The organism is Shewanella psychrotolerans (genome assembly GCF_019457595.1).
Taxonomy (GTDB): Bacteria; Pseudomonadota; Gammaproteobacteria; order Enterobacterales; family Shewanellaceae; genus Shewanella; species Shewanella psychrotolerans.
In genome coordinates this window covers 1,335,800-1,360,128 of sequence record NZ_CP080419.1, presented here as the reverse complement: position 1 = coordinate 1,360,128, position 24,329 = coordinate 1,335,800, and the positions used below count along the sequence as shown (strand labels likewise).

At 42.6% G+C, this 24,329-nt stretch carries 23 protein-coding genes; 11 read left to right on the top strand and 12 right to left on the bottom strand.

Translation table 11 applies throughout. The features are described from left to right. Nucleotides 1-15: 15 nt before the first annotated feature. The 3 genes from glnD to K0I62_RS06100 all read left to right on the top strand — a co-directional run bounded on the left by glnD (nt 16) and on the right by K0I62_RS06100 (nt 4,312). Nucleotides 16-2,586: a bifunctional uridylyltransferase/uridylyl-removing protein GlnD gene (glnD, locus tag K0I62_RS06110; RefSeq protein WP_220070598.1), complete on the top strand. Its 2,571-nt coding sequence runs from the start codon at nt 16-18 to the stop codon at nt 2,584-2,586. 43 nt (nt 2,587-2,629) lie between these two features. Beyond that, complete coding sequence (gene dapD, locus K0I62_RS06105; RefSeq protein ID WP_220070597.1) at nt 2,630-3,454, top strand: 2,3,4,5-tetrahydropyridine-2,6-dicarboxylate N-succinyltransferase; 825 nt, start codon at nt 2,630-2,632, stop codon at nt 3,452-3,454. Between the two features lie 513 nt (nt 3,455-3,967). Next, nucleotides 3,968-4,312 carry a DUF3718 domain-containing protein gene (locus K0I62_RS06100; protein ID WP_220070596.1) on the top strand — a complete coding sequence of 115 codons (345 nt, stop codon included), beginning with the start codon at nt 3,968-3,970 and terminating at the stop codon, nt 4,310-4,312. Nucleotides 4,313-4,440: 128 nt separating this feature from the next. On the opposite strand, the gene purU is transcribed toward K0I62_RS06100, so the two are convergent. From purU to K0I62_RS06070, 5 genes are all read right to left on the bottom strand, one after another. Continuing rightward, nucleotides 4,441-5,274: a formyltetrahydrofolate deformylase gene (gene purU, locus K0I62_RS06095; protein WP_220070595.1), complete on the bottom strand. Its 834-nt coding sequence runs from the start codon at nt 5,272-5,274 to the stop codon at nt 4,441-4,443. A 28-nt stretch (nt 5,275-5,302) separates the two neighbouring features. Next, nucleotides 5,303-6,775, bottom strand: coding sequence for a PTS transporter subunit EIIC (locus tag K0I62_RS06090; RefSeq protein ID WP_220070594.1), 1,473 nt, complete (start codon nt 6,773-6,775; stop codon nt 5,303-5,305). Further along, nucleotides 6,727-7,191 (bottom strand): flavodoxin, encoded by a 465-nt coding sequence (locus K0I62_RS06085; protein ID WP_220070593.1) that lies wholly within the window; start codon nt 7,189-7,191, stop codon nt 6,727-6,729. The genes K0I62_RS06090 and K0I62_RS06085 overlap by 49 nt, the downstream gene beginning before the upstream one ends. Nucleotides 7,192-8,262: 1,071 nt before the next feature. After that, nucleotides 8,263-9,093 (bottom strand): tRNA pseudouridine(65) synthase TruC, encoded by an 831-nt coding sequence (gene truC / locus K0I62_RS06075; protein WP_220070592.1) that lies wholly within the window; start codon nt 9,091-9,093, stop codon nt 8,263-8,265. Continuing rightward, nucleotides 9,080-9,400, bottom strand: a complete 321-nt coding sequence (locus K0I62_RS06070) for a YqcC family protein (protein WP_220070591.1) — start codon at nt 9,398-9,400, stop codon at nt 9,080-9,082. Before K0I62_RS06070 ends, truC begins: the two co-directional genes overlap by 14 nt. 145 nt (nt 9,401-9,545) lie before the next feature. Here K0I62_RS06070 and K0I62_RS06065 point away from each other — a divergent pair, with 145 nt between their 5' ends. Further along, the gene (locus tag K0I62_RS06065; RefSeq protein WP_220070590.1) at nt 9,546-10,559 is read left to right on the top strand and encodes a DUF3549 family protein; all 1,014 of its coding nucleotides are present in this window, start codon (nt 9,546-9,548) and stop codon (nt 10,557-10,559) included. Further along, on the top strand, nt 10,556-10,945 hold the full coding sequence (locus tag K0I62_RS06060) for a DUF3301 domain-containing protein (RefSeq protein ID WP_220070589.1): 390 nt from the start codon (nt 10,556-10,558) through the stop codon (nt 10,943-10,945). Before K0I62_RS06065 ends, K0I62_RS06060 begins: the two co-directional genes overlap by 4 nt. A 1,735-nt stretch (nt 10,946-12,680) precedes the next feature. Here K0I62_RS06060 and K0I62_RS06055 read toward each other — a convergent pair. After that, nucleotides 12,681-13,331, bottom strand: coding sequence for a GNAT family N-acetyltransferase (locus K0I62_RS06055; RefSeq protein ID WP_220070588.1), 651 nt, complete (start codon nt 13,329-13,331; stop codon nt 12,681-12,683). A gap of 138 nt (nt 13,332-13,469) precedes the next feature. On the opposite strand from K0I62_RS06055, the gene K0I62_RS06050 reads away from it, so the two are divergent. Then, on the top strand, nt 13,470-13,700 hold the full coding sequence (locus tag K0I62_RS06050) for a DUF2789 domain-containing protein (RefSeq protein ID WP_220070587.1): 231 nt from the start codon (nt 13,470-13,472) through the stop codon (nt 13,698-13,700). A 177-nt stretch (nt 13,701-13,877) separates the two neighbouring features. Here the strand turns inward: K0I62_RS06050 and K0I62_RS06045 are convergent, their stop codons facing one another. Next, the gene (locus K0I62_RS06045) at nt 13,878-14,249 is read right to left on the bottom strand and encodes a DUF3192 domain-containing protein (protein WP_220070586.1); all 372 of its coding nucleotides are present in this window, start codon (nt 14,247-14,249) and stop codon (nt 13,878-13,880) included. Between the two features lie 147 nt (nt 14,250-14,396). Between K0I62_RS06045 and K0I62_RS06040 the strand changes: the two genes are divergently transcribed. Beyond that, nucleotides 14,397-14,732 (top strand): hypothetical protein, encoded by a 336-nt coding sequence (locus K0I62_RS06040; RefSeq protein ID WP_220070585.1) that lies wholly within the window; start codon nt 14,397-14,399, stop codon nt 14,730-14,732. Next, the gene (locus K0I62_RS06035) at nt 14,732-15,505 is read left to right on the top strand and encodes a Zn-ribbon-containing protein (protein WP_220070584.1); all 774 of its coding nucleotides are present in this window, start codon (nt 14,732-14,734) and stop codon (nt 15,503-15,505) included. Before K0I62_RS06040 ends, K0I62_RS06035 begins: the two co-directional genes overlap by 1 nt. A 47-nt stretch (nt 15,506-15,552) precedes the next feature. Here K0I62_RS06035 and syd read toward each other — a convergent pair whose 3' ends face one another. Next, nucleotides 15,553-16,218 carry a SecY-interacting protein gene (gene syd, locus K0I62_RS06030; protein ID WP_220070583.1) on the bottom strand — a complete coding sequence of 222 codons (666 nt, stop codon included), beginning with the start codon at nt 16,216-16,218 and terminating at the stop codon, nt 15,553-15,555. 60 nt (nt 16,219-16,278) lie between these two features. Between syd and queF the strand changes: the two genes are divergently transcribed. Further along, entirely contained in the window at nt 16,279-17,136 is an 858-nt protein-coding gene (gene queF, locus K0I62_RS06025) for an NADPH-dependent 7-cyano-7-deazaguanine reductase QueF (protein ID WP_220070582.1), read from the top strand. 35 nt (nt 17,137-17,171) lie between these two features. Here queF and K0I62_RS19325 read toward each other — a convergent pair whose 3' ends face one another. Together K0I62_RS19325 and K0I62_RS06015 are read right to left on the bottom strand one after the other, a co-directional pair. Next, the gene (locus K0I62_RS19325) at nt 17,172-18,026 is read right to left on the bottom strand and encodes a 4'-phosphopantetheinyl transferase family protein (protein WP_220070581.1); all 855 of its coding nucleotides are present in this window, start codon (nt 18,024-18,026) and stop codon (nt 17,172-17,174) included. Between the two features lie 217 nt (nt 18,027-18,243). Continuing rightward, on the bottom strand, nt 18,244-18,597 hold the full coding sequence (locus K0I62_RS06015; RefSeq protein ID WP_220070580.1) for a RidA family protein: 354 nt from the start codon (nt 18,595-18,597) through the stop codon (nt 18,244-18,246). 171 nt (nt 18,598-18,768) lie between these two features. On the opposite strand from K0I62_RS06015, the gene K0I62_RS06010 reads away from it, so the two are divergent. Both K0I62_RS06010 and K0I62_RS06005 read left to right on the top strand, forming a co-directional pair. Next, nucleotides 18,769-19,347 carry a protein tyrosine phosphatase family protein gene (locus tag K0I62_RS06010; RefSeq protein WP_220070579.1) on the top strand — a complete coding sequence of 193 codons (579 nt, stop codon included), beginning with the start codon at nt 18,769-18,771 and terminating at the stop codon, nt 19,345-19,347. Nucleotides 19,348-19,618: 271 nt separating this feature from the next. Further along, a complete protein-coding gene (locus tag K0I62_RS06005; protein ID WP_220070578.1) occupies nt 19,619-20,473 on the top strand; it encodes a PA4780 family RIO1-like protein kinase in 855 nt (284 codons plus the stop codon). Between the two features lie 68 nt (nt 20,474-20,541). On the opposite strand, the gene K0I62_RS06000 is transcribed toward K0I62_RS06005, so the two are convergent. Together K0I62_RS06000 and fusA are read right to left on the bottom strand one after the other, a co-directional pair. Further along, a complete protein-coding gene (locus K0I62_RS06000) occupies nt 20,542-21,840 on the bottom strand; it encodes a GGDEF domain-containing protein (protein ID WP_220070577.1) in 1,299 nt (432 codons plus the stop codon). A gap of 173 nt (nt 21,841-22,013) precedes the next feature. Beyond that, entirely contained in the window at nt 22,014-24,062 is a 2,049-nt protein-coding gene (fusA, locus tag K0I62_RS05995; protein WP_220070576.1) for an elongation factor G, read from the bottom strand. Nucleotides 24,063-24,329 lie beyond the last annotated feature (267 nt).

Below are 24,329 nucleotides of genomic sequence, written 5' to 3'. Positions count from 1 at the left end.
GATTTAAGGACAACAATGAACACAGCGCTAACAGCAAAGACCGCCTTAAAACAACAAAACCAAGAACTATTAGAGCGATTTAGCGCTGGAGAATCGGTAACCGAGCTGGTAAGTCAGCGTTGCCGATTTGTCGATGAACTGCTCATTAAGCAATGGCAATTACATCAACTCACTGAGCACCCTATCGCCCTCATTGCCGTAGGCGGTTACGGCCGTGGTGAGTTGCATCCTCAATCTGATGTCGATCTTTTATTTCTTATCGATGGCAAGCTATCTAAAGCAGGAGAAGTCGCTCTAGGAAACTATATTGCGTTTCTTTGGGATGCAGGCTTAGAAGTGGGTCATAGTGTTCGAACCTTAAATGAAACCCTAGCGCTTGGTCTTAACGATATTACCATAGCGACCAATTTACTCGAAGCACGGTTATTAAGTGGTCAGCAAACCCTGTTTAATCAACTTTATGATGGTGTACGAGAAGCTAATTTCTGGCCTGCTAGCGAGTTCTTTGTCGCTAAACGCGACGAGCAATTTGCTAGGCATGCAAAAGCCAGCGCGTTCGATCTCGAGCCTAATATAAAATCATGTCCAGGTGGCTTAAGAGATATCCAAACGATTACTTGGGTTGCCATGCGCTATTTTGCTGCTAGCTGCGCAGAAGAGCTTCTCAGCCACGGTTTTTTAGAAAAAAATGAGTTAGATGAACTGCTAGAGTGTCAAGATTATCTTTGGCGTCTGCGCTTTGCGTTGCACCTGATCTCTGGACGTGATGAAAACCGTTTACTGTTCGATCTTCAGCGCCAAGTCGCGGAACTGCTTGGTTACAAGGATGAGACCCAGCTAGCAGTTGAACAAATGATGAAACGCTACTATCGCACCGTGCGCCGAGTGATGGAATTAAACCAGATGCTATTGCAACTGTTTAAACGAGCGACACTTGGGCATACCAAAGCGTTAGAAATTAAAAAGATTGACGAAAACTATCAACGCCGCGGTATCTTTATCGAACTGCTAACACCGGATCTTTTTGATGATCCAGCTGAATTAATGGGTCTATTCTTGCAAGTCGCACGCAACTCAAATGTTAAAGCGATTTATGCGCCTACCCTACGCAGCCTGCGCCGCGCTCGACGCTCACAAACACAACCTTTGATGGAAAATGAGCGTTGTCGAGCGGTATTTCTCCAAATCTTACGTCATCCACGTGGCATAGCATCGCTATCATTAATGCATAGCCACGGTATGTTATCCGCTTATATACCCGCTTGGCGCAATATTGAAGGTCAAATGCAGTTTGATCTATTTCATGCCTATACCGTTGACGAGCATACCCACAGATTACTGCTCAATATTGATCGCTTCTCTCAATCGGAGCAAAAAGAGGAATTTCCATTAGGCGCAGTATTAATAAATCAACTTCCCAAAAAAGGGCTATTGGTACTGGCTGCTATTTTTCATGACATTGGCAAGGGACGCGGCGGCGATCACAGCAAGCTTGGTGCGGTAGATGCACAGGCGTTTTGCGATCTGCATGGCTTAAATAAACACGACGGTCGTCTAGTCAGTTGGTTAGTGGAAAATCACTTGGTGATGTCGGTTACGGCTCAGCGCCGCGATATTTCAGATCCTGACATCGTTGCCGAATTCGCCGATAAAGTGCGTGATGCGGTGCACCTGAGTTATCTTTACTGCCTAACCGTGGCCGATATCTGCGCAACCAACGAGAAAACTTGGAATAACTGGAAAGGCTCGCTATTACGCGATCTGTACTTTTCAACCCAACGGGTCCTCGCAAGGGGCAAGGAAAAACCTGTAGATATTAGAGCCAGAGTGAGAGAGCACCAAGCTAAAGCGAAAAAGGAGCTATTAAGACGCGGCATCAAAGAGAAGAGTCTAGACCTATTATGGCAGCGTTTTAAAGCTGACTACTTCCTTCGCCATCAGCCCAATCAAATTGCTTGGCATGCTGAAGCGATACTCAAACATAAGCATGACGAACCACTGGTATTGATCTCTAAGCATACAACTCGAGGCGGAACAGAAATTTTTGTTTATAGTCCAGATAAACCTAAGTTATTCGCCACGGTTATGGCAGTACTGGATAACAAGAATATAAATGTTCATGATGCCAGTATCATGAACTCAAAGGATGGTTATGCACTGGATTCTTTTGTCATTTTGGAGCAAGATGGCAACCCGGTTTCGCAAATATCTCGAATACAAGGATTGAAAAAAGCGGTCATCAAAGCATTAAATAGCGATACCGCGAAACTGCCTAAATTTAAAAAGCTACCTAGGCAGATGAAACCTTTTAGAGTTCGCACCCAAGTCAGTTTTTTGCCTACACGTAAGCAAAAAACCACCATGATGGAATTAATCGCATTAGACAGCCCAGGACTACTGGCTAAAGTCGGTGATATTTTCTATCGTTGTCAGGTGTCGCTGTTAGGCGCGAAAATTACCACTATTGGTGAACGAGCCGAAGATTTTTTCATGTTGCAAACGACAGACGGACAACAATTAGATCAAGTTCAACAAGATGAGCTTAGTGCAGCGCTAATCCAAGCGCTATCTGAGCCTAGTAATTAAGATTTAATCAGCATTCATATTTAATGATAATTGGGAGATATTAATGGAGGCTTTACGCCAACGTATTGAGGCAGCTTTTGAAGCTCGCGCAGACATTACACCTAACACAGTCGATGCGGCGATTCGTGCCGACGTAGAGCAAGTCATCAACATGTTAGACAGAGGCGAAGCTCGCGTCGCCGAAAAAATTGATGGCCAGTGGCACGTGCATCAATGGCTAAAGAAAGCCGTTCTGCTCTCTTTCCGTATCTTCGACAACGAAGTCGTCGATGGCGCTGAAACCAAATACTTTGACAAAGTGCCAATGAAGTTTGCCGATTATGATGAAGCACGCTTTAAAGAGGAAGCCATCCGCGTTGTACCACCAGCTGCAGTACGTAAGGGCTCTTACATTGGTAAAAATACCGTATTAATGCCTTCATATGTCAACCTAGGTGCTTATGTTGATGAAGGCACTATGGTTGATACTTGGGCGACCGTAGGCTCTTGCGCTCAAATAGGTAAGAATGTTCACCTATCTGGCGGTGTTGGCATTGGCGGCGTACTAGAGCCGCTACAAGCAGGCCCAACCATTATCGAAGATAACTGCTTTATTGGAGCTCGCTCTGAAATCGTTGAAGGTGTTGTGGTTGAAGAAGGCAGTGTTATCTCTATGGGCGTTTATATCGGCCAAAGTACCCGTATTTTCGACCGTGAAACCGGAGAGGTACATTACGGACGCGTTCCTGCTGGCTCTGTAGTGGTATCAGGAAACCTACCTTCAAAATGTGGCACTTATAGTTTATACGCTGCGATTATTGTTAAGAAGGTTGATGCTAAGACTCGTGGTAAAGTGGGTATCAATGAACTATTACGTATCGTTGACTAACTAACTCGAAAGATATAAAAAGCCAAGCTACCGAGCTTGGCTTTTTTAATGATGCAACTTCGCATCACCATAGATCTGAGCATTAACAAAGGTTTTGCAGGTTACACAACCCAGCGCTTTCTTTTCACATATTACAATCAAATACTTTTATTTTTCTAATTCAAGCAAAAGGTTATCATTTTTTAAGATCATCTTATACCAATCCCCTTTGATGGCAAAACAACGTCTCACCCAGTATAACCAGTCACTCTACAAGGCATAATAAACAGGCCGAACACTTCACCATATCGCCATTATGCAACATCAATCACGACTAACAAGTGACTTCACCGACGTTATCACACCACCTAAATGGAAATGCATCTCAGTTCATACATATATTGTTACCTTCAGACACACACTGATCCACTCATCACATTGAGATACATTTCGCGACAAAACACTAACAGCTTTTTAGCAAAATAGGCGCTTTACTATTACTCGATCCCAATGAAACAATGCTAGGAGCATCAAATGAAAAAGTTACTATCAATTGCTGTAATCGCATTAGCACCTTTCGCTTTTTCTACTCAAGCCGCAATGACGCCTCATATGGAAAAAACATTGATTGCCGTTTGCAAGGCCGGAGCCAGTAATAATCTAGTTAAGTTCAATGGCACAATGAAAGAATACCGCATTAATAAGCAGCGGGTATTTCCACGCCTTGTATGTAACGCTCAAAGCTTCCATCAGTTTGCCCTTAGTCAAGGCGCTGATCGCACAGCACGTAAAATAGCCCCTTATGCAACGGGTACTGTAACGATTAAAGATATAGCGATGATTTATGGAGAGGACCAAATTTTGGCGGTAAATTATTAACCTCATGTTTCTCTTTTCTACCATCGAAACACCCACATATAAAAAGAGCCTATCGGCTCTTTTTATATATCATATTTAAAAACCTAGTATTCATTTTAAAACACAGTTTGCATCACTAACATCTAAGGTTAAAAAACGACAGTTTTATTACCATAAACAATGACATCTTCCTGTAAAACGAGTTGCAAAGCCTTACTCAACACGCTCTTTTCAACATCTCGCCCACACTTAGCCAGCTCTTCGGCACTGTAACTATGATCCACAGGAATAACATCCTGCTTAATAATCGGTCCTTCATCGAGGCAATTGTTAACAAAATGAGCTGTAGCCCCAATAATTTTTACGCCGCGTTCCCACGCTTGGCGATAAGGAGCCGCACCGATAAACGCGGGTAAAAAAGAGTGGTGAATATTAATAATGCGATTAGGATACCGCTCAACAAATTCTGGTGTTAACACTCGCATATATTTAGCGAGCACAAGATAATCAGGATTGAACTTGGCAATGATGTCCATCATTACGTGCTCATGTTCATGACGAGTCAATCCCTCATGGGAGACCTCATAAAATGGAATATCAAACTTGTCAGCAAGCGGTTTTAACGTATCGTAATTACCAATAATTGCAGCAATCTCGACATCTAATCCGCCATAATAGGCTTTCATTAACAGGTCGCCTAAACAATGCGCTTCTTTAGTCACCATCACAACGATACGTTTTGTACCTTTACTGACGAGTCTCCGATGACGCTGTGCAGGCAGAACCTTATCGATATCGGCTAATAAACGCTCATCATCAAAGCGCCCTTCAAGTTCAGTGCGCATAAAGAATCGCCCCTGAGAATTATCGACAAACTCACTGTTTTTAATGATATTTAATCCGTGAGCATAACAGACGCCCGTTAACTTTGTGATTAACCCTGGCTCATCAGCACAGTCTGTAATTAACACTTTTCGTTGCATTAGTTCCTACCCTAGACTTCCCAAAAGATCACAGTTTGTGCCTATCTAAATACCGTTGTAATAAACGCCGAATACGTTCAGCCTTAGTTCCATAAACAATTTGTACACCATTGCCAAGCACCACAACACCTTTTGCATCCAAGCGGTTCAGCAGGCTTTTATCCACAAGAGAAGCGTGTTTGAGGCTTATTCTTAAACGCGTTAAACAAGCCGTCAACTCGTTAATGTTATCCTTACCGCCAACGGCTTTGATAATCGAGATAATGCCGACGGTGTTTATTCCATCGTCACTAACCCTGCCGGGAGTCTTCAAATTAAACGCTAAAATTGAAGCCCTAAAAAGCAGATAATAGATAACCGCAGTTAGCGGCCCTAAAATCCAAAACCATTCTACATTTCTGGACTGACCCATCAATAGACTAAAATCAACTAAACCATGCGAAAACACAACACTATGATGGATATCGAGCGAAATAGCGACGGCATATGCCAACCCAGTTAACATGGCATGCACAATAAATAATAATGGTGCGACAAACATAAATGCAAATTCCACCGGTTCAGTCACCCCCGTTAACCAACATGCAGACGCTGCAGACAACATAATTCCCGCCACTCTATTTCGCTCACTTTTATCAGCACATCGCCATATTGCTAAGGCGGCTGCAGGTAGGCCCCACATTTTAATCAAGTAGCCACCAGCGAGATTTCCCGCTTGAGGATCGCCAGCTAAATAGCGAGCAACTTCGCCTCTAAACACCTCAGTATCTGTAACATATTGACCCATTTCAAGATAAAATGGCGCGTTCCAAATGTGATGTAAACCAAGCGGAATCAACAATCGTTCAACGGTGCCATAAAGGGCAAATGCAAATGCAGGCTCTTGGTAAACGGCCCAGTTAGAGACTTGCTCAATCCAAATTGATAGCGGTGGCCAAACAAGTAAAAACAGATAAGCAAGCAAGATAGAGAGCGGCAACATAAGCAACGGGGCACTGCGATGCCCTTCAAAGAAAGAAAACACGGCTGGTAACCGAATTCGCTCACTTTGACTCACAGCAATACAGGTTATTACTCCTACTAATATGCCCCCAGCAATACCTGTATCTATAGTCTCGGCGCCTAGAATAGTTTGGGTTTGAATATGATGTATCTTGATCAATGCCGACAAACTTGAAAAGAAGACGCCGTAGCCAAAAACGGCACTAAAAGCCGCAATACCTTGATCACGACAAAACCCAATGGCCACCGTCACGGCAAACAACATCGGCATCATAGAAAAAATCAAGTTGCCGATGGTCAGCATCAGAATAGACGCGTTCTCTGAGATATACGGGACCGGATTGGTCGCTAAACCAATCATGACTCCTGCAGCGGGTAAAATAGCAATAGGAAGTAGCAGCGATTGACTTAATCGCTGCGCAAACTTAAACCACTGACTACTGAGTTGACCTAATCGGCCGGGCTTAGAGCGATGAGTTTGTTCCATTCTATTAACCATGCCTTAGCTTCAACTTCTGGCTCCATTGTTTCGCAAGCATCTATTTTTAACAATTCGCCGATCCTTTTCGCACCAAGTTCACTGAAGAGCTCATCGAATCTAATTCCTGCATTACAAAATGTCTCATAGCTAGAATCCCCCAACGCGATAACACCATACTCTAACTTAGGTAGATAGGGCGCCTCACTTCTAAGTGTTTCAAACCAAATGTTAATGTCATCGGGAATATCACCCTGCCCAGTAGTAGAGGTCACTATAAGTAATAATTCATCCTGCGGTGGAACAAAACCTGTTAGGGAGTCAGAGGTCATCAATGCCACTTTGCGACCTTCAGCAATTAGCTGCTCTTGCACCGTTTCCGCAACAAACTGCGCATTACCATAAACAGTTCCAAAAACTAGATTCACTTTTCTCATGTTTTACTTAGCCCTCCGCCCATTATTTACATATAATTTAAACATACTTTATTGAAAGCTTGATAGCTACACTAGGTTATTGAGTTTCAAGGATCAATTAGATGCGACATTCCAGCCGACAGAAACATCTAAAACATGTTCAGCGTAGTGCTCACATTCGACGTATGTGTTATTTCAGAACGGTTCATGCTTTAGAGCAAGACCTCTCCACCACAAAAAATATCAACAAGCAGTATATATCAGCGATAAAAGTGGCTAAATAGTCTTTAAGGGCTACTGAACTTTCGAGCTTATTATCTATTCAAATGCAATGATATCTGCGCAATGCTTGAGTAATGGTTATTGACACAGCACACTATGCCTATCGTTTTGGTGGATTGGTCAGATATGCGTGAAGGGCGCGAGTTCATTGCCCTTAGAGCCTCTATCGCCATTAAGGGACGTTCAATTACGCTCTATGAGCGAACGTTTCCCATGTGACCAATCTAACAATGGAGGCTATGCCGCCCAAGAAATTGGTCAATCTTTACCAAAAATGAATGCAGATAAAAGAGACTTTTAAGGACTTAAAACAGTCCATCTTACGGATTTGGTTTACGCCACAACCGAAGCCGTAATGCAGCAAGAATGGATACTCTGCTAATGATAGCCTTGCTGGTGCCATTGGCGTTTTGGTGGGTAGGATTCTTTGGTAAAGCACTGTAATTGCAACGACATTTTCAGGCTAATGTGCTATCGACAATGCGCACAGGGAAAGAGCAGATCCGACGGTGACACCGATACCCTATGTCAGTCGATGACCTACTCAATGCCGTTAGGAGGTTGGCAGAATTATCTCTCATTTACGGCTGTTGGGGGATGAATTATGAGGGGATCCTACAGCGCTGAGCGGTCACATCTTTATACTGATTGGCATAACTGACTTAAATAAAAGTTCAATAGCTCTTTATAAGATTAGGATAAATGGTAGGCCAAATGATGCTAATTAAATTGAATAGTTGTAGGGCGATAGCTTACTTAATATAAAACAGTGATTCGCCCTAGCAAAAATTGAGAAGCGCGATAGGATTGTCAGCAGATCAGTTGACTAGCATTTATATCTAACGCTTCATCCCCCCATCCAAACTCCCCGAATAAAGTATGCCATTCTTGCTCTAAGTCAGTTTCAACACTGATACGTAATCCAGTTCTAGGATGGTTAAAACTAAGTTTCTTCGCAATTAACCACAAACGATTAATACCAAATTGTTCTCTAATAAACCGATTCTGTTTACCATCGCCATGGGTCGTATCACCTATAATAGGATGACGTAGGTGCGCCATATGACGACGTAATTGATGTTTACGCCCTGTATGTGGCGTAAGCTTTACTAAGCAATAACGGCTAGTCGCATACCTTCCTGATGGATAGGGAATTTCGCAATTGAGCAACGGCTGATAACTTGTTTGCGCTTCCTGGGCCGCTTTATTCGGATCGACATGTTTATCGCCTAACTCATCAAACTCTTGCTTCAGCGGATAATCGAGTATATCTCCCTGTAAAATATTACCACGCACAATTGCAAGATACTGTTTTTCAACTTCTTTAGCTGCAAACTGCTCACACAGTACATTGGCCATCTCACCGCTTTTAGCAAACAATAATACCCCTGATGTAGGTCTATCTAATCGATGGACCGGAAATACATGACAACCCACTTTGTCCCGGGTCATTTGCATTGCAAAAAATCGCTCTCTCCTCGCAAGGTAACTGCGATGAACCAGCAGACCTGCGGGCTTATGAATAACCACAACATCTTCATCTTCAAACAGGATTTGAATTTCTGGCGCTTGTTCTTCAGCTAAGTCAATAGCTTGATTCTCATCAGCAAGCTGTTCATGCAATGCTTTATCTTGGTTCACTCAAACACTCATCTAATTGGTTAATAAGGGATATTAATCTGCACATCTCGGCACGATGATGCCACAGATGCTCAGCCATTGGTGCCAACGCTATGTTACTGGGTAGTGGAGCTCTCTGATCAATGATCACACTCATTTTGGGTATAAAAATAGATTGTAGCCAATGCTCAAACGGCATCGACTCACAGGCAAAAGGAGTGGTATCGGCTAAAGCTTCAACTGATGGAGGTTCATTCGCCCACAATCCCAAGGATTTTAACTCCAACTCAATTAACGCTAACTGTTTTTCAGTAAAAAGGTACAACATGACACTTTCCTGACATGAATATCGATGCAAAGTTGCGCGGGCTAATCGATATATCAGCTAATTTTCGGCAAATTATACCATCTCAATAGAGTTCTCCCTATAATAGCGCCCATTGAAATCTGTCTCTTATCCTAACGGTATCCTTATGACTGAAATCACCACTCTCACCCAATTTTTAACCACGGCAAACACCCAATTCGAAATCTATGATTTAGGACGGCGCGTACAACATATCGATAGGATAACATTTTCTCAAATAGAACAACTGACTACGCCCTATCCTTCACCAATCCAAGGTCATGCTCAATTTGCCGTAGTATTTTGGGATGCATCTGAACAGCATTATATCTGGTTCCTAAAGCTTCCTTTGGATGAAAGAGGCCTGTTATCTCCAGCGCCAAGAACCCAGTTTATTAGAATGGTATTAGAAGCGCTAGGCAGCGATCCCAGTCAACCTATGTCAGAAGCACAGCAAGACAGACTAGCCAATCACCCATTTGCCTTCAAACCTGCAGCAGAAAAACTGGCATTATTTAATGCCTTGGTCAGAAAACAGTTAGGTAAAGCAGCTTCACCACAATATGAATTTGCATACCAATATTTATCAGGACAACTGGAAAGTAATCGCTGGCAAGATGTTGGCCTTCAAGGTATTGCAGATATTTGTGCCAGAGCCGACGAGCTTGATCATAATGCCCATATCGAGCACGCATTCGACAACTGCGCAATTGAAGTTCAGATTGCACTATGCCAACAACTAGAACATTTATCGATCTCACCAGAATTAGCCGAACGTCTGTTGGAAAAGCTGTATGCTGCACCGAGCGAACACAAGCTCTATTTTATGCGCGCATTGGCGTCTCAACCACAGTACTCTAAAAAAGCTATCCAATATTTAGCTCAAATTAACACCTTAGATATTGAGGCGCTCATCACTATTGCTGGACGTAACTGGACAGCGCTAAAGGATGATCAAACTCGCACTCTTTACCTCGATGCATTAGCAAAACAAAATCAACACTTCTTTAACCAGATCTTTGCTGATATCGTAGCAATTCCAGCTATTAGAACCGAGTTACTTATAGAGCTCAGAAATCCTAATCGCAGTGCAGCCCTCTCTACCGCCATAGGCGGGCTTTTTAAGGTAACCAAAGCATGATGACAGATTTTTTATTGATTGCAGGGTTGGTGATCATCGTCGCCTTCTTCTGGCAGTTGCGACAAATGGCTGAGCTAAGCCGTGTTTTTGCCACTAGCGAGTGTAAAAAACAACGGGTTCAGCTATTAGCGATTGCCATGGAGTCTGCACGCCCCAGCATAGGAGGAACCAGTGGCCTGACATGGAAAGCGAAGTTTCTATTAGAATTTAGCACTGACGGCATCAATCAATATAAAGCATCTATTTGGATGCATGGCAAAAAAATCCAGAAAATTCAATGGCCAATTTTTCCTGAACCTGAATGGCTAGAAGCACCTGAGTCCACGGGGAAATTTGGTGGCGGCTGTGGCAGCCGAGGCGGCTGTAATAGCGGTGGTTGCAAATAGTTGTAGGGCTGTAAAGTAAGAATATAATTCCACTGAAATAGCTGATATAGAAAAAGCGCGGCTCAGTAAAGAGTCGCGCTTCCTATCTTTCCGCTAAGCTATCCTGCTATAACTGTGCTCCCTGCACCATCCTTGCGAAGATTATGCTCCATGCATCATCCCTGTTTCCATTTTTCCTTGTACCTAAGTACATTCCTTTGACTTGATAATCCTTTTACCAAGTTTGCTTCATCCATAAAGCATGTCCAAATTCTTCCCTGTGATTCCTTTCTATACACTCCGTGTATACCACCATCCTGGGCAGCAAAATGTCATCCTTGAAGATTTGGCCTTCCTTAGTCACCCAGTACTCATCCTGAGTACACTATCCTAGTAAGCTCCCTGTATGTTAACCATCCTAGTTAACATTTCAATCGTCCTGACTAATTTATCCTTAATCATTCATCCTTGAACATAATTAATTCTACTTTAAAGGCAACAACTTGATAGCATCATATCTACAAGTTTTATCTCTATATAACTTGGCTGATGAAGTTAAAGTTTATAACAACTTGTTTCAATAGAGTTTTATTTAATTATGCAGAGATATCAAACTTCATTACCGACTCATATCTCACGGTAATGTGAGAGATCTCTCACTCGCAGCCAATGCATTTACCTTAATGAGCCTACACACCGATAATGACCTTAGACTCACTTAAAAGGCAAAACAGCCCTATATTCGCTAGCTGCTTTACATGATGCTATGTGAGCTTGCTCATCGATTGCGCACTAAACGCCACGATTTTTACCGCATATAGTCTGTCTATTATTGGCAAATTTAGCGCCAGCAACGCCAGCCAGCTCTCTGGATAAGGGGTTTATGTATACATATTTCAAGACAGGACAACACAAAAGAAAAAGGCGCACTTAAAAGTGCGCCTTCATGTACTCTTTGTTAGCCTTCCTGCTATCGATATGCTCCTTGCTTCATCCTTAATGCTCTAGCATCCTGCCAGTCCAATCAATCCTTATAACATCCTAGTCAATCATCCATGCTCAGTAATCCACTTTACTGATATCCCAAATCCTTAAGGGCTTCACGCGTCATGCGTGGTATTCCATACCTTTTGCTTGAGCTTCAATCTATTTATTTACTTCCCTGACTGCAACAAAACCTGCTGCTAGAGTCAATCCTTACTCTGTCCATCACCCTTTAGATATATGACTATCCATAGTCACTAGCTAAGGTCAAACTCAAACCCAATCCATATCGTAAATCTATTATATGTGAACGCTAATAATAATAATGCCCCCAAACCAAACTACAGCAGAGCTGCTGAAGGTTTTGATTAACATAAAAAACTTTAAGAGCTTGTTATATATAAAAAATAACCTTAAAAACGATTAAACCTACATTGTAAAACAGTGCATAACTCACATCAATGTGAGAGATCTCTTACATTTAATCCAGCAATTTGTGAGATAGCTCATTATCAATGTGAATAATTGCATATTCATTTGGTCCGTGATCAAGAGCAATATGGAAGAGATAATACAAGCTTTGTTTAGCGACGTGACTCCTTCAACTTAACCCGCCATTTATCTCGGGCTCACCATTTACTTTGTTAAATAACCCAATTTATAGATTACTAGGCAGCCAATAAACAGTGCAGTGAAGAGTGTCACCATCGATTAGGTAAATTGATGTTGAGAAAGATATAAAGGATAAAAATCCCAAAAGTGATTACACTTTTTACTCACTATCACTACTCCGATAAAAAAGAAGTTCACCTTCGACACTTCCTATACTGAGCTTTTCAATTGCAGTAAATCCGAACTTTGAAAAGAGATGAGCGTGATTTTCTTGAGTAACATATACACCTATCCCATCAAGCTTAAGCTGTTCATCACACCAACTTGTCACCGCCCGAACTAAGCGACTCCCTAAGCCTTTATGTTGTTCAATGGGAGTCAGGGCAATAAACTGTAAAATACCACATTGTGTACTAGGAAGATGTTCCAATATCGAGGCTTCTTTTTTCATCAATGTTTGAGTTGAATGCCATCCTGTACTCATTAGCATTTTGAGACGCCAATGCCAATAACGAGCCTCTCCTAAAGGAACTTGTTGAGTAACAATGCATGCTAGGCCTATGAGTCGTTGATCATCAAACAAGCCAATGAGTGCCTGCTCTTCTCGCCACAATGTATGCAACTCTTCTCGAATTGCTCCTCTCAACTTCTGCTCATATTGTGCCTTGTCCCCGTTATTGAGGGCCGCGATGAAAAAGGGATCATCATGATATGCATTGTATAAAATTGAAGCGGCAACTCGTAGATCTTCAGCGGTTAAGTATACGGCTTTTAAGTTATCTTCTATGGTTTGTGGTGCCGTGGTATTCATCACAGGTTTCCTTGTTTGCGATCAACATTGTCCAATGTAACAAGGTTGTAATAAAGTGCAAACTTTAATCAGTTCGATAATTTTAAAAAAAAATAGCATACTTATTTGTATTCGGTGGTAAAAAACAAGGTGAAATTTATGGATATGAATCAACCAGACTTAACTTCCCTGTTCGATCAACTGGGACTACCCAGCAGTCAGCAAGATATAGAGACTTTTATTAGTCAACACCGTATCAAAGCATCCATTCATCTGATTGAAGCTGATTTTTGGAATGATGCGCAAAAGAACTTCCTCAAAGAAGCATTAAGTGACGATGCTTCATGGGCTGAAATCGTCGATCAGTTAGATGCTCAACTAAGGGATTAATACTGACTAAGCTTCAATACACTGTTATGTAAAACCAAATCCCGTAAGTGTTGAGTCTTTATACGACAAAGAAAAAGCAATGATATTCTGTTCAAAAAATATCATTGCTGATTCATCTACAAAAAAGGAAATCCAGCTAAATTCTGCATCTCTAAGCACATCGACATCGAAGTGGGATTACATGCTGTGATAGGCTTTTTCACCCCAACCAACGACTGCATTGTTTGCCAGTACAATCGGAGTGCACTCATCTTTAGTTGTTGTGCCATCACCTTTAGTCCGTTGAGTTCGGTAATACAAGACAGAAATCTCTTTATCTTGCTTGATGTAAGCTTCGTTAAAGTCTGCGGTCCCCATCAATGTCATCACTTGATCTCGGCTCATCCCTATACTTAATTTTGCTAAATTCGCACGATTCTGATCTTGTATTCGCTCCCAAGAATTAGCGTTATCCCAATTCCCCTCACCATCGCCAATATTTAAAACACAACCCGAGAGTGCAACGCTTGTGGCCCCTAAAAGCACCAAACTTAGTAATTTTGTTTTCACTTTAACTTCCTGTTTATCTATTATAACCAGACTCGTACAAAGCAAGGCATATGCCAAAAAACTAAGCTATTGATTTATAAAAATTAATCTCATCCTGAGTGTTTACCTAGTGTCAACATCGCTAAAATTTAAGGAATTTCACTACCTATGACTCCCATTGAACAGGTTCTCGCTGCGGCAAAAGCCATTGCCACTTCAGGAAAATCACCCAGCCTCGCACTGATAAAGTCAAAAGTGGGTAATAGCATTCCAATGCCACTTTTAGTACAAGGATTACAACGTTTTAAAGCGCTATCAAAAGCAGAAATTGAACTGTTAACCTTTGAAAATCAACAGCCCAACAGCGAAAAAATCGCTGAGAAGCAGGGTGTTTCGCTGGAAAACTTGCAACAACAAGTGCACACATTACAGCAACAGCAGCAAATATTAGTTGCTCGAATCGATGCGCTAGAAGCATCGCTAAAAAATAGAGATCGCCCTTAATGCATGTCGTAGAATTAAGATTTGAATGCTTTGACAACACGACAATTACGGCAGCAGAGCAAGCTATTAATGGTTTACTTGAAGCCTATCGCGCTAACGGCCAAGTGCTTGGCCGAGAATTTGCGGTCGCATTTAACGATGGTGAGTTTCGCGTACGTCTGCTGATGCCAGAAAAAAGCAGCCTCGCTAAGCGCTATAACAGCCCTTGGGTGGAACATGCACTGAGTCAATTGACCGAAGCAAAGTTGCTCCATCCCCGTGAAAAATATATTGGACAAGATATTAATTCTGAAGTGAGTAGTACAGAGACGCCTAGCTGGCAACTACTTTATACCAGTTACGTGCATATGTGCTCTCCACTGCGTAACGGTGATACCCTACAACCTATCCCTCTGTACCAAATCCCGGCAACATTTAATGGCGACCATAAACGCATCATAAAATGGCAGACAGAATGGCAAGCCTGCGATGAACTGCAAATGGCAGCGGCAACTAAAGCGGAATTTGCCGCATTAGAGGAACTAACGAGCTGTGTCAGCGACCTCTTCAGACGAGGATGGGATCTACGCGGACGAGTTGAGTATCTGACTAAGATCCCAACTTACTATTATCTATATCGAGTTGGCGGCGAAAGCTTTGCTACGGAAAAACAACGTGCCTGTCCTCGTTGCGGTAATACCCAGTGGCTTCTTGATGAACCGCTACTGGATATGTTTCACTTTAAGTGCGATAACTGCAGAATTGTGTCTAATATCTCTTGGGATCACTTATGATCCCAAGCGCATTGCATATCGCCTCATAAATACTTACACATAAAGGCTTACAGTTCGTTCTTGCCGCGTAAATTACGCCACATTATCTTTATTCGCTGCCAGATCCCAGGATGATCAAGTTCTGGCATCGTTTCTTCCATATTTTTTACTGGTGGACAGACTCTCGGTGTTAAAGCAGCGATAAACTCATTTAAGCTATTAGCTAACTTCTCGTGAGGCACTTGACCGGGGATCTCGATCCAAACGCTGCCGTCACTATTATCGACAACCAACATCTGATCGCTCTCATGAAGCACACCAATAAACCAAGTCGGACTTTGCTTGAGCTTTTGCTTCATCATCAGATGGCCAATCAAGTTTTGCTGCAAGTACTCAAAATCGTTCTGATTCCAAACTTGCAATAACTCTCCCTCACCCTTAGCTGAATCAAACATCAAAGGCGCGGCAAAATAATGACCATAGAAATCATTAATACAGGGATGTAATGTCATATCTAAAGCATGATTGATATTATCAAAACTCCCAGAGGTTTCGCGCCGAATCGGTTGCCATTGCAGGGCAAGATCATGATCGCTAACCTTGCCCTTGTCATCATCTATTAAGCAATCGGAACCCTCACCGTGAGGATAATATCTAGGCCGTTCACCTAACCTTTCCATATAGCTTTGGAGGTAAACCTCAAAAAAATTATCTAACGCAGGTAAAGAAGACACTTAGCAGCTACCCAAATTTTAAGTATAATATCCCTCTATTTTGACATGGAAAACAGATCGATGACACCAGTTCATGACCCATACAGCAATGCTCCAGCCTTAGCAGAATTAACCTTAGGTAAATCTACTGGTTATCAAGAGCATTATGATGCATCGCTATTACAAGGGGTACCGAGAAAGCTTAATCGTGATGCGATTAACTTAGACGCAGAACTTCCTTTCCATGGGGCTGATATTTGGACAGGATATGAGTTATCTTGGCTCAATGCTAAAGGGAAGCCTATGGTTGCAATCGCCGAGTTTTCCTTAGATGTCAACAGCCTAAATCTTATTGAATCGAAATCATTTAAGCTTTATTTAAATACTTTTAACCAAACTAAATTCGAATCAATCGAGCAAGTACAACAAACTTTAAGCAAGGATTTATCAGCTTGTGCACAGGGTGAAGTGCAGGTAAAAGTTATCGAGCCGAAACAGTTTAGCCATCAACGCGTTGTTGAACTCCCCGGTACCTGCATAGACGATTTAGATATCGAAGTCGATGATTACCATTTTACTAGCGATTATCTCATCGATAGCACTGATGACAAGGTCGTTGTCGCTGAAACTTTGACATCTAACCTACTAAAATCTAACTGCTTAATCACCTCTCAGCCAGATTGGGGTAGCGTAATGGTTCGCTATCAAGGTCCTAAAATAGATCGTGAAAAGTTACTGCGTTATTTAATCTCATTCCGTCAACATAATGAATTTCATGAGCAGTGTGTCGAGCGTATTTTCGTTGACCTCAAACAATTTTGCCATTGCGCTAAACTCACCGTTTATGCACGTTATACCCGTCGAGGCGGTTTAGATATCAACCCTTATCGTAGTGATTTCGAAAATCCACCCGAGAATCATCGTCTCGCTCGGCAGTAAGTTATAAACCTAAGCCCGCATTCAGCTGCGGGCTTTTACCACTTGTTAACTAATTGCTCAACGGTTACTTTATTTGCCACTATTTGCAACGACGCTTTAGATTCAACGCTTACCGCAAAGCGATACTCATCGTCCATATGGCCTAAAACCACTTTCCATTCATCGGCTTGCTTTTTACCCTTTTTATCATGTAAATGGAGCGATATATGGCGGTTTAGTTCTGCGAAAGGCTCGCCGTCCATCTTTATCCGCTCTGCATGGTTACTTTGTTGGTTTTGAGTCCTAAGGGTATTAAATGTAAAACTAAACGATTTAAGCGATAACGCTAACCCCAGTCCCTTCGCTTTAATATATGACTCTTTAAGTGCCCACAGATCGAAAAACCGCGCTCTCTGCTCCCTTTCAGGCAAAGCAAGCAGACTAAGGGTTTCATCATCGGTAAAATAATGATTCAAAATAGCGTAAATATTAGTGCTTGCTCGCAGCCGCTCAATATCTACACCCAGTTGCAGCTCCCGATCACTTTGAGTGATCGCCACCAGCAAATAATCACCGCTGTGACTAATATTAAATTGCAATGGATAGCGAGCAAAACAGGCCTCAGATAATACTGGCTTACCCTTTTCAAGGTAATCAAATTGCCATTCATTAGGATGTATGTTGCCTTCCGCCCCTTGTGCATAAAGTGACAAAACACCACGAAGATAACTTCTGACTAATAGTCCTTTAGCACGAGCATCTGGCTGTAAAAATCGGTCGGCTTTTGTTTCTTCATCAACGGGGAGCCAAGATCGTAATCCCTGGAGTTGCTGTTCACTAAGCTGCTGAGCGATCAATGGACAGAAATAGAGAGTGACAGGCAAGGAGTGAGACACGCAAGATGAAGCCATAGTTGAAATAATGCTCTAGAAATAGTGTGCTAAGTATAACGTTAAAGATAAATAAAAACTCTGCTTTAACAAGGCGTAACGCTTGAAACTAAGATGATATAAATATCGTCAAGACACTGACTCATTAATCATGCCATGAACCCTACTCAATAACGACTCGACAACTGGCCACGACAAATAACGATTGCAACAAGTTAAATATAAAATAAACATAGAACTAAATTGGATTAGTGGCCGCGACAAATGCAATTTCCACTAAATACTCAGGATCAGCCAGTTCAGCTTTAATACATGCACGACTTGGCGCACATCCTTGCGGTAACCATGCATCCCAAAGGGCATTAAAGGTGGCTAAATTTGCAAAGTCAGTAATATAAATCGTCGCAGACAGTAACCGAGAATGATCACTATTGAACGCAGCTAATGTGGCCTCTGCCTGCGTAAAAATTTGACTAACCTGCCCGGCCATATCTAACTCGGTGTCTGCTGCAATTTCGACAAAATGTGCAATACCATTGTAAACCGTGGCATCTGACCAGCGAGTCGTCGGATTAAGACGTTCAATTTTCATATTCTTTCCTCAAAAAGTATCCTCAAAAGAAGCTATTGTACTCGATTAGACTCTGTTGAATATCTTATAGCACTCATTGCCAAGTAAGACGCAATATGTAACGCTAAATCGCAACGGTAGCGATAGCTAAAGCGAACAATCAGCACAGAATAATAAGTCAAGGATATAAGCATGCCATCGCACATCTATTTAAGAAAACGATTAACGTCGTTTGTCACCAGCTTAACCATACTATTAGGCAGTGCTACATCTGCTCATGCAGCTATTACCCCAACATCCTTATCCAATATTAAGGCAATAAGATTTAATAGTGACACAGTGATCACCTCAGGGCTGCCAACCACGAATCAATTTGATGAATTAGAACAAGCTGGCGTCGATTTGGTGATAAACCTCATTCCAAATGACAACCCAAATGGACATAAAAATGAGGCTCAGCTTGTCGCTGATGCACAGATGCAATACGCGCATATTTCAGTAGACTGGCAACAACCCACCCTTGCAGATGTTGAGCAGTTTTTTACGATAATGGATGCCAATAAAGATAAGGATATTTTGGTTCATTGCGCTGCCAACTACCGCGCATCAGCATTCTATTATCTCTATGAAGCAACTAAATTAAATCATCCAGAAAATCAATCTATTACAATGTCACCTTGGGGAGACCTTGAAAGTAGCTTAACCGAATACCCACAATGGCAAAGCTTGATAGAAAAGGTTAAAAATAAATACCTAACTAGCACCGAATAGAAACTCCGCTTAACGAGTAATCAAAGCACGATTAGTTAATGTCAGCTTTGATTGTGTTAATTTAATTAGTAGTGATTTACGCTACGAAAATTCAAAGTCGTTTATCCTCGCGATATCAAGAGAAAATCAATATCAGTCATGAGTGACGATTAACATGTTTTAATAACATTAAACGCGTAAAAGTAGCTAGAACCACTTAAATTACCCCTAGTTCACGTTATTTAGTCTTCAAGAGGTACCATCCGGTCTTGAAGTAAGGTATAACGGCGCAATGAAAACGCCTAAACGCATACAACCACTGGTTGACGATGGTCTCGTCGATGAAGTGATTAGCCAATTAATGAGTGGTAAAGAAGCTACTGTCTACATCGTACGTTGTGGGACAGAGATCCGCTGCGCCAAAGTATACAAAGAAGCGACAAAACGAAGCTTCAAAAAGGCCGCGCAATATCAAGAAGGTAGAAAGAGCCGAAATAGTCGTCGTAGCCGAGCAATGGAAAAAGGTTCAAGCTACGGTCGCGAACAACAGGAGCAAGCTTGGCAAAATGCCGAGGTCGATGCGCTTTATAAATGTGCCGCGGCCGATATCAGAGTTCCCACCCCCTTTGGTTGTTTCGATGGCGTACTGTTAATGGAACTTATCACCGATGCTAACGGTGATGTGGCACCACGGCTCAATGACGTAATGTTAACCCCTGAGCAAGCGCTCGCCGATCACGAAGTGATGATGAGTTATATCACACGTATGTTGTGTGCCGGCATTGTCCATGGTGATCTGTCTGAATTTAACGTGTTACTCGACGATAATGGCCCGGTGATCATCGATCTCCCTCAAGCCGTCGATGCATCGGCTAACAATAATGCAAAAGCAATGCTCGAGCGTGATGTGAATAATATGACCCATTACTACTCACAATTTGCGCCAGCACTTGCGCAAACCAAATACGCTAAAGAGATGTGGGCGTTATACGAAAAAGCTAAACTCACCCCAAATACTAAGTTAACCGGTGAATTCATGGACGATACTCACAGTGCCGATGTCAATTCGGTACTAGAAGAGATCCAAGCAGCGCTCGAAGAGGAGCAAGAAAAACGCGAACGGATCAGTGAAGCCAACGAGCTATAACTCTATAAACATGAAGATAAGTGCCGTTTAGGCCCAACGAAGAATAATAAAGATGGCGCTTTGTTGGTTTACATGAATGGCGATGCCTCTCGCGCTGCACATTTCCCCTGATGTTTAACTTGATACATCGCATTATCAGCAGTGTGTATTAAGGCTTCAAAACTGTCCCCATGCTCAGGGTAATAGGCAATGCCGATACTGACGCTCACCACAACAGTCTCACGAGCACCATTAATCGTGATAGGTTGCTGAACCTTCGCCACCATCTCCTCTGCTATTCGACAAATTTCTTGGCGCTGATTGATACTATCGAGCCATACAACAAATTCATCACCACCAATACGCACCACTTGCCCTTTTCCCTGTGCGATAGCACTAAGTCGATTAGCTATATTGGTTAACACCTGATTGCCCGCTTCATGACCAAAGTTATCATTAACTTGCTTAAATCCGTCTAAATCAAGATATAACACAGCCAGTAACGACTGATTTTTCTTAGCGGTCTCAACCAATTCAGTTTCCTTAGCCAACAAATAGTGCAGCGATGGAATGCCGGTTACCGCATCATAGTGTGCCAATTGACGTAATTGCTCTTGAGCCTGCCGCGCTTGGTCAAGCGCTTCATGCAGGGGCGATACATCATATTCAGACATCAACAACAGAAAATCTCCTGTTAATGGATGGCGAGTGATACGCAAATCCAACGTATGTTTACGTATGCCAGCGGATGTCATCACCTTACAGGTCCACTGCCCACCTTGCTGCTCAATTGCGGTCTCTAGTACCTGCTTACCTTCATCCGGATCAAGAAAGCGACTAGAAAAGAAACTATGGTTGTCAGCGAAGTCTGTTCGAGAAAGATGTTTATAGGCTTCTGTCGCCGCAGGATTTTCAACTATCGGCTCACCCTCAAATGTAAAACTAGTCACTAACACACTGGTATAGCGCATCGCCTCCACCAGCAACAAATTCTCAGGTGTATCACCAAGATTAACCTCTTCATTCACATAGGCAATAATCGCACGGTGTTTATCAGGGCCAACCAACACAGCACGATGACGCATATAAAGTGTTTTGGGTTTACCATTTGGATAAGTGGTCCATGGATCAATAGTTAAACCGTTTTGAGCCGCCAACTCAAAGGTTTGTGCGGTGCGATCTTTCGCCCCTTGGGTATCCCCAGAGAGATCCTTATTGATAAGTTGTTCTAATTTATCCAGCCCCCAAAAAGCTAATGCGGCTGAGTTGCCCCACCACCAGCCATGTTTATCGAGATCAAAAATCCACACGACATCAGGGATGAGTTCATACAGCACTAATTCAGAATGATCCCGAATATGAATTAAATGAGAATAGTTTATCGTCATAAGATCAATCTTCATCCATCAAAAGTCATAAACACTACTAACAGTGCTCACAATAAAATAGAGTTCTATCTTTTGTTATAACACAAGTTTTATATCAAACTTAAACCTATAATAGATGAAAATAAAAGGAGAGCGACTGCTCTCCTTCTGCTCTATGTAACAAATATTACCTCTTACTCACGCTTGGCCTCTGCCATCAATTCCTGTTGTACGTTGTCTGGCACCACATTATAGCGACTAAACGTCATCGCAAACTGACCATCGCCACCAGTAAGTGATTTAAGTCTAGTGGAGTAATCATCCACTGTCGCTAAGGGCGCTTCGACCTCAACCTCTACCTTGCCATTCGCTTGCGCTTGAGTACCACAAATAATACCGCGATTAGCACTGATATCACCTGTAATATCCCCTACATGCTCTTGAGCAACGGTAACCGTCATCTCAACGATAGGTTCTAAGATCACTGCATGAGCTTGATGAACGGCATCTAAAAAGGCTTTCTTACCCGCCATCACGAAAGCGATCTCTTTTGAATCCACGCTATGATGCTTACCATCAAGCAATGACACCCTCACATCCTGCATCGGATAACCCGCCAAGGCGCCGCATCCCATAGCTTCCCTAACCCCCTTCTCCACCGCAGGAATATACTGACTGGGCACCGAACCGCCTACCACTTTACTCACAAATTCAAAACCCGTTCCCCGCGGCAATGGCTCGACCGTTAGCTCAACTTCACCAAATTGCCCCGAACCGCCCGACTGTTTCTTATGCCGATAGCGCGCAGTCGCCGCAGCGGTAATCGTTTCACGGTAAGCCACAGCAGGCACGTCGGTATCCATATCGACATTAAATAGATCGTGCGCTTTCTCAAGCGCAATCTGTAGATGAAGATCACCTTGGCCCTGCAAAATAGTTTGTCCTTCAGCTTCGTTTTTAGCTATGTGTAAACTGGGATCTTCCACTACCAACTTGTTCAGTACCTCTGCGATTTTCTGCTCGTCACCACGACGCTTAGCCGAAACGGCCAAACCAAAAATAGGTTGTGGCAGGTTAAGCTCCGGCAGACAAAACTCATCTTCATCATGACTATCATGCAGCACGGCACCAACAGTAAGTTCATCGACTTTAGAGACCGCACATATATCTCCAGGAATAGCCGAGGTGACAGGTAACTGTTTACCTCCTTGTAATTTAAACAAACTACTCACTTTAAACGGTTTTCGTCCATCACCAATAAAGAGCTTCATTCCCAATTGAACCGTGCCTTGGTGCACTCTAAACACCCCCATCCGACCAAAGAAGGGATCAATCGCAACTCGAAATACATGAGCCAGTACATGATCATCAGCAGCTTGTGTAACATCAACAGGTGTGGCTTTGTCGCCAAATTCTTTTAAAAACTGTGGTGGATTAGCTTCGAGTGGATTAGGACATAACTTAATAATCAGCTCGAGCAACTCTGTAATGCCCACCTCTGTTTCAGCACTAGTAAAACAGATAGGCACTAAATGCCCCATCCGCAATGCCGTTTCTAAAGGCGCATGTAATTGATCTGCTGTAAGCAACTCTCCTTGCTCTAAATACAGCGCCATCAAATTATCGTCTTCTTCCAACACTGTGTCGACCAACTCATCATGAGCGCTGGCGATATCATGAAGCAGCACATCCGCTTGCAGTTGAGGCTGAGGATGAAGATAGCAGTCAATCACACCATCTAGTTTTCTGTTAGGTAAATTCACAGGTAAACAACGATGACCAAATTTAGTTTGAATATCATCGAGTAATGCCGGCAACATGTTAGCGTTACCGTCAATATGATTAACCGCAATAAGCACCACTTTACCTTGGGCTCTTGCCGCCTCGAAAGCACGCTGAGTTATCGTCTCAATACCCGTTGTAGCATTAATGACTAACAGCACTGTTTCCACTCCTGGCAGCGGCAGCAACGCTCTACCAAAAAAGTCAGGCAGGCCAGGGGTATCGATAAAGTTAATGTGGTGGTTGTCGAAGTCGAGATTGAGAAAGGAAGGTTCAAGGCTATGGCGATGGTCTTTTTCTTGGGCAGTGAAATCAGCATGATTTGTGCCCTTGTCCACCCTGCCTTTTTGAGTGATAGCCTTACCTTTGAACAACAATGCCTCAAGCAGTGAAGATTTACCCGATCCAGTGTGTCCAAGTACCGCCAGATTCCTTATCTGTTCGGTCATAAACTCAGCCATATTGGCCTCCTTGTTTTCATGTTATCTAACTAGATAGCAGCACTAGGATTTGGCTTTATCGCGAACAAAATCGTCATTGCTGCAAATAAAAAAGGTGAGTTATCGGTTTATTAATAACCAGTATAGGCGCGTAAAGAGCTGCAGCTTTTGATCAAGATCACGGATTCACCAACCACCTTATTACCTGAAATGGTTTAAATCTAACGCGCTAATCTCATTGAAAAAATGAATGGATACTGAGACCAGAAGTATTTTGGGCGGCTCTCG

Coding starts and splice junctions, on each gene's coding strand:
- K0I62_RS06050 (WP_220070587.1), top strand. CDS start 13,470: ATGGATATGAATCAACCAGACTTAACTTCCCTGTTCGATCAACTGGGA.
- K0I62_RS06035 (WP_220070584.1), top strand. CDS start 14,732: ATGCATGTCGTAGAATTAAGATTTGAATGCTTTGACAACACGACAATT.
- K0I62_RS06010 (WP_220070579.1), top strand. CDS start 18,769: ATGCCATCGCACATCTATTTAAGAAAACGATTAACGTCGTTTGTCACC.
- K0I62_RS06085 (WP_220070593.1), bottom strand. CDS start 7,191: ATGAGAAAAGTGAATCTAGTTTTTGGAACTGTTTATGGTAATGCGCAG.
- dapD (WP_220070597.1), top strand. CDS start 2,630: ATGGAGGCTTTACGCCAACGTATTGAGGCAGCTTTTGAAGCTCGCGCA.
- fusA (WP_220070576.1), bottom strand. CDS start 24,062: ATGGCTGAGTTTATGACCGAACAGATAAGGAATCTGGCGGTACTTGGA.
- K0I62_RS06100 (WP_220070596.1), top strand. CDS start 3,968: ATGAAAAAGTTACTATCAATTGCTGTAATCGCATTAGCACCTTTCGCT.
- K0I62_RS06090 (WP_220070594.1), bottom strand. CDS start 6,775: ATGGTTAATAGAATGGAACAAACTCATCGCTCTAAGCCCGGCCGATTA.
- K0I62_RS06000 (WP_220070577.1), bottom strand. CDS start 21,840: ATGACGATAAACTATTCTCATTTAATTCATATTCGGGATCATTCTGAA.
- K0I62_RS06065 (WP_220070590.1), top strand. CDS start 9,546: ATGACTGAAATCACCACTCTCACCCAATTTTTAACCACGGCAAACACC.
- K0I62_RS06070 (WP_220070591.1), bottom strand. CDS start 9,400: ATGTTGTACCTTTTTACTGAAAAACAGTTAGCGTTAATTGAGTTGGAG.
- K0I62_RS06040 (WP_220070585.1), top strand. CDS start 14,397: ATGACTCCCATTGAACAGGTTCTCGCTGCGGCAAAAGCCATTGCCACT.
- queF (WP_220070582.1), top strand. CDS start 16,279: ATGACACCAGTTCATGACCCATACAGCAATGCTCCAGCCTTAGCAGAA.
- K0I62_RS06055 (WP_220070588.1), bottom strand. CDS start 13,331: ATGAATACCACGGCACCACAAACCATAGAAGATAACTTAAAAGCCGTA.
- purU (WP_220070595.1), bottom strand. CDS start 5,274: ATGCAACGAAAAGTGTTAATTACAGACTGTGCTGATGAGCCAGGGTTA.
- glnD (WP_220070598.1), top strand. CDS start 16: ATGAACACAGCGCTAACAGCAAAGACCGCCTTAAAACAACAAAACCAA.
- K0I62_RS06015 (WP_220070580.1), bottom strand. CDS start 18,597: ATGAAAATTGAACGTCTTAATCCGACGACTCGCTGGTCAGATGCCACG.
- K0I62_RS19325 (WP_220070581.1), bottom strand. CDS start 18,026: ATGGCTTCATCTTGCGTGTCTCACTCCTTGCCTGTCACTCTCTATTTC.
- K0I62_RS06060 (WP_220070589.1), top strand. CDS start 10,556: ATGATGACAGATTTTTTATTGATTGCAGGGTTGGTGATCATCGTCGCC.
- K0I62_RS06005 (WP_220070578.1), top strand. CDS start 19,619: ATGAAAACGCCTAAACGCATACAACCACTGGTTGACGATGGTCTCGTC.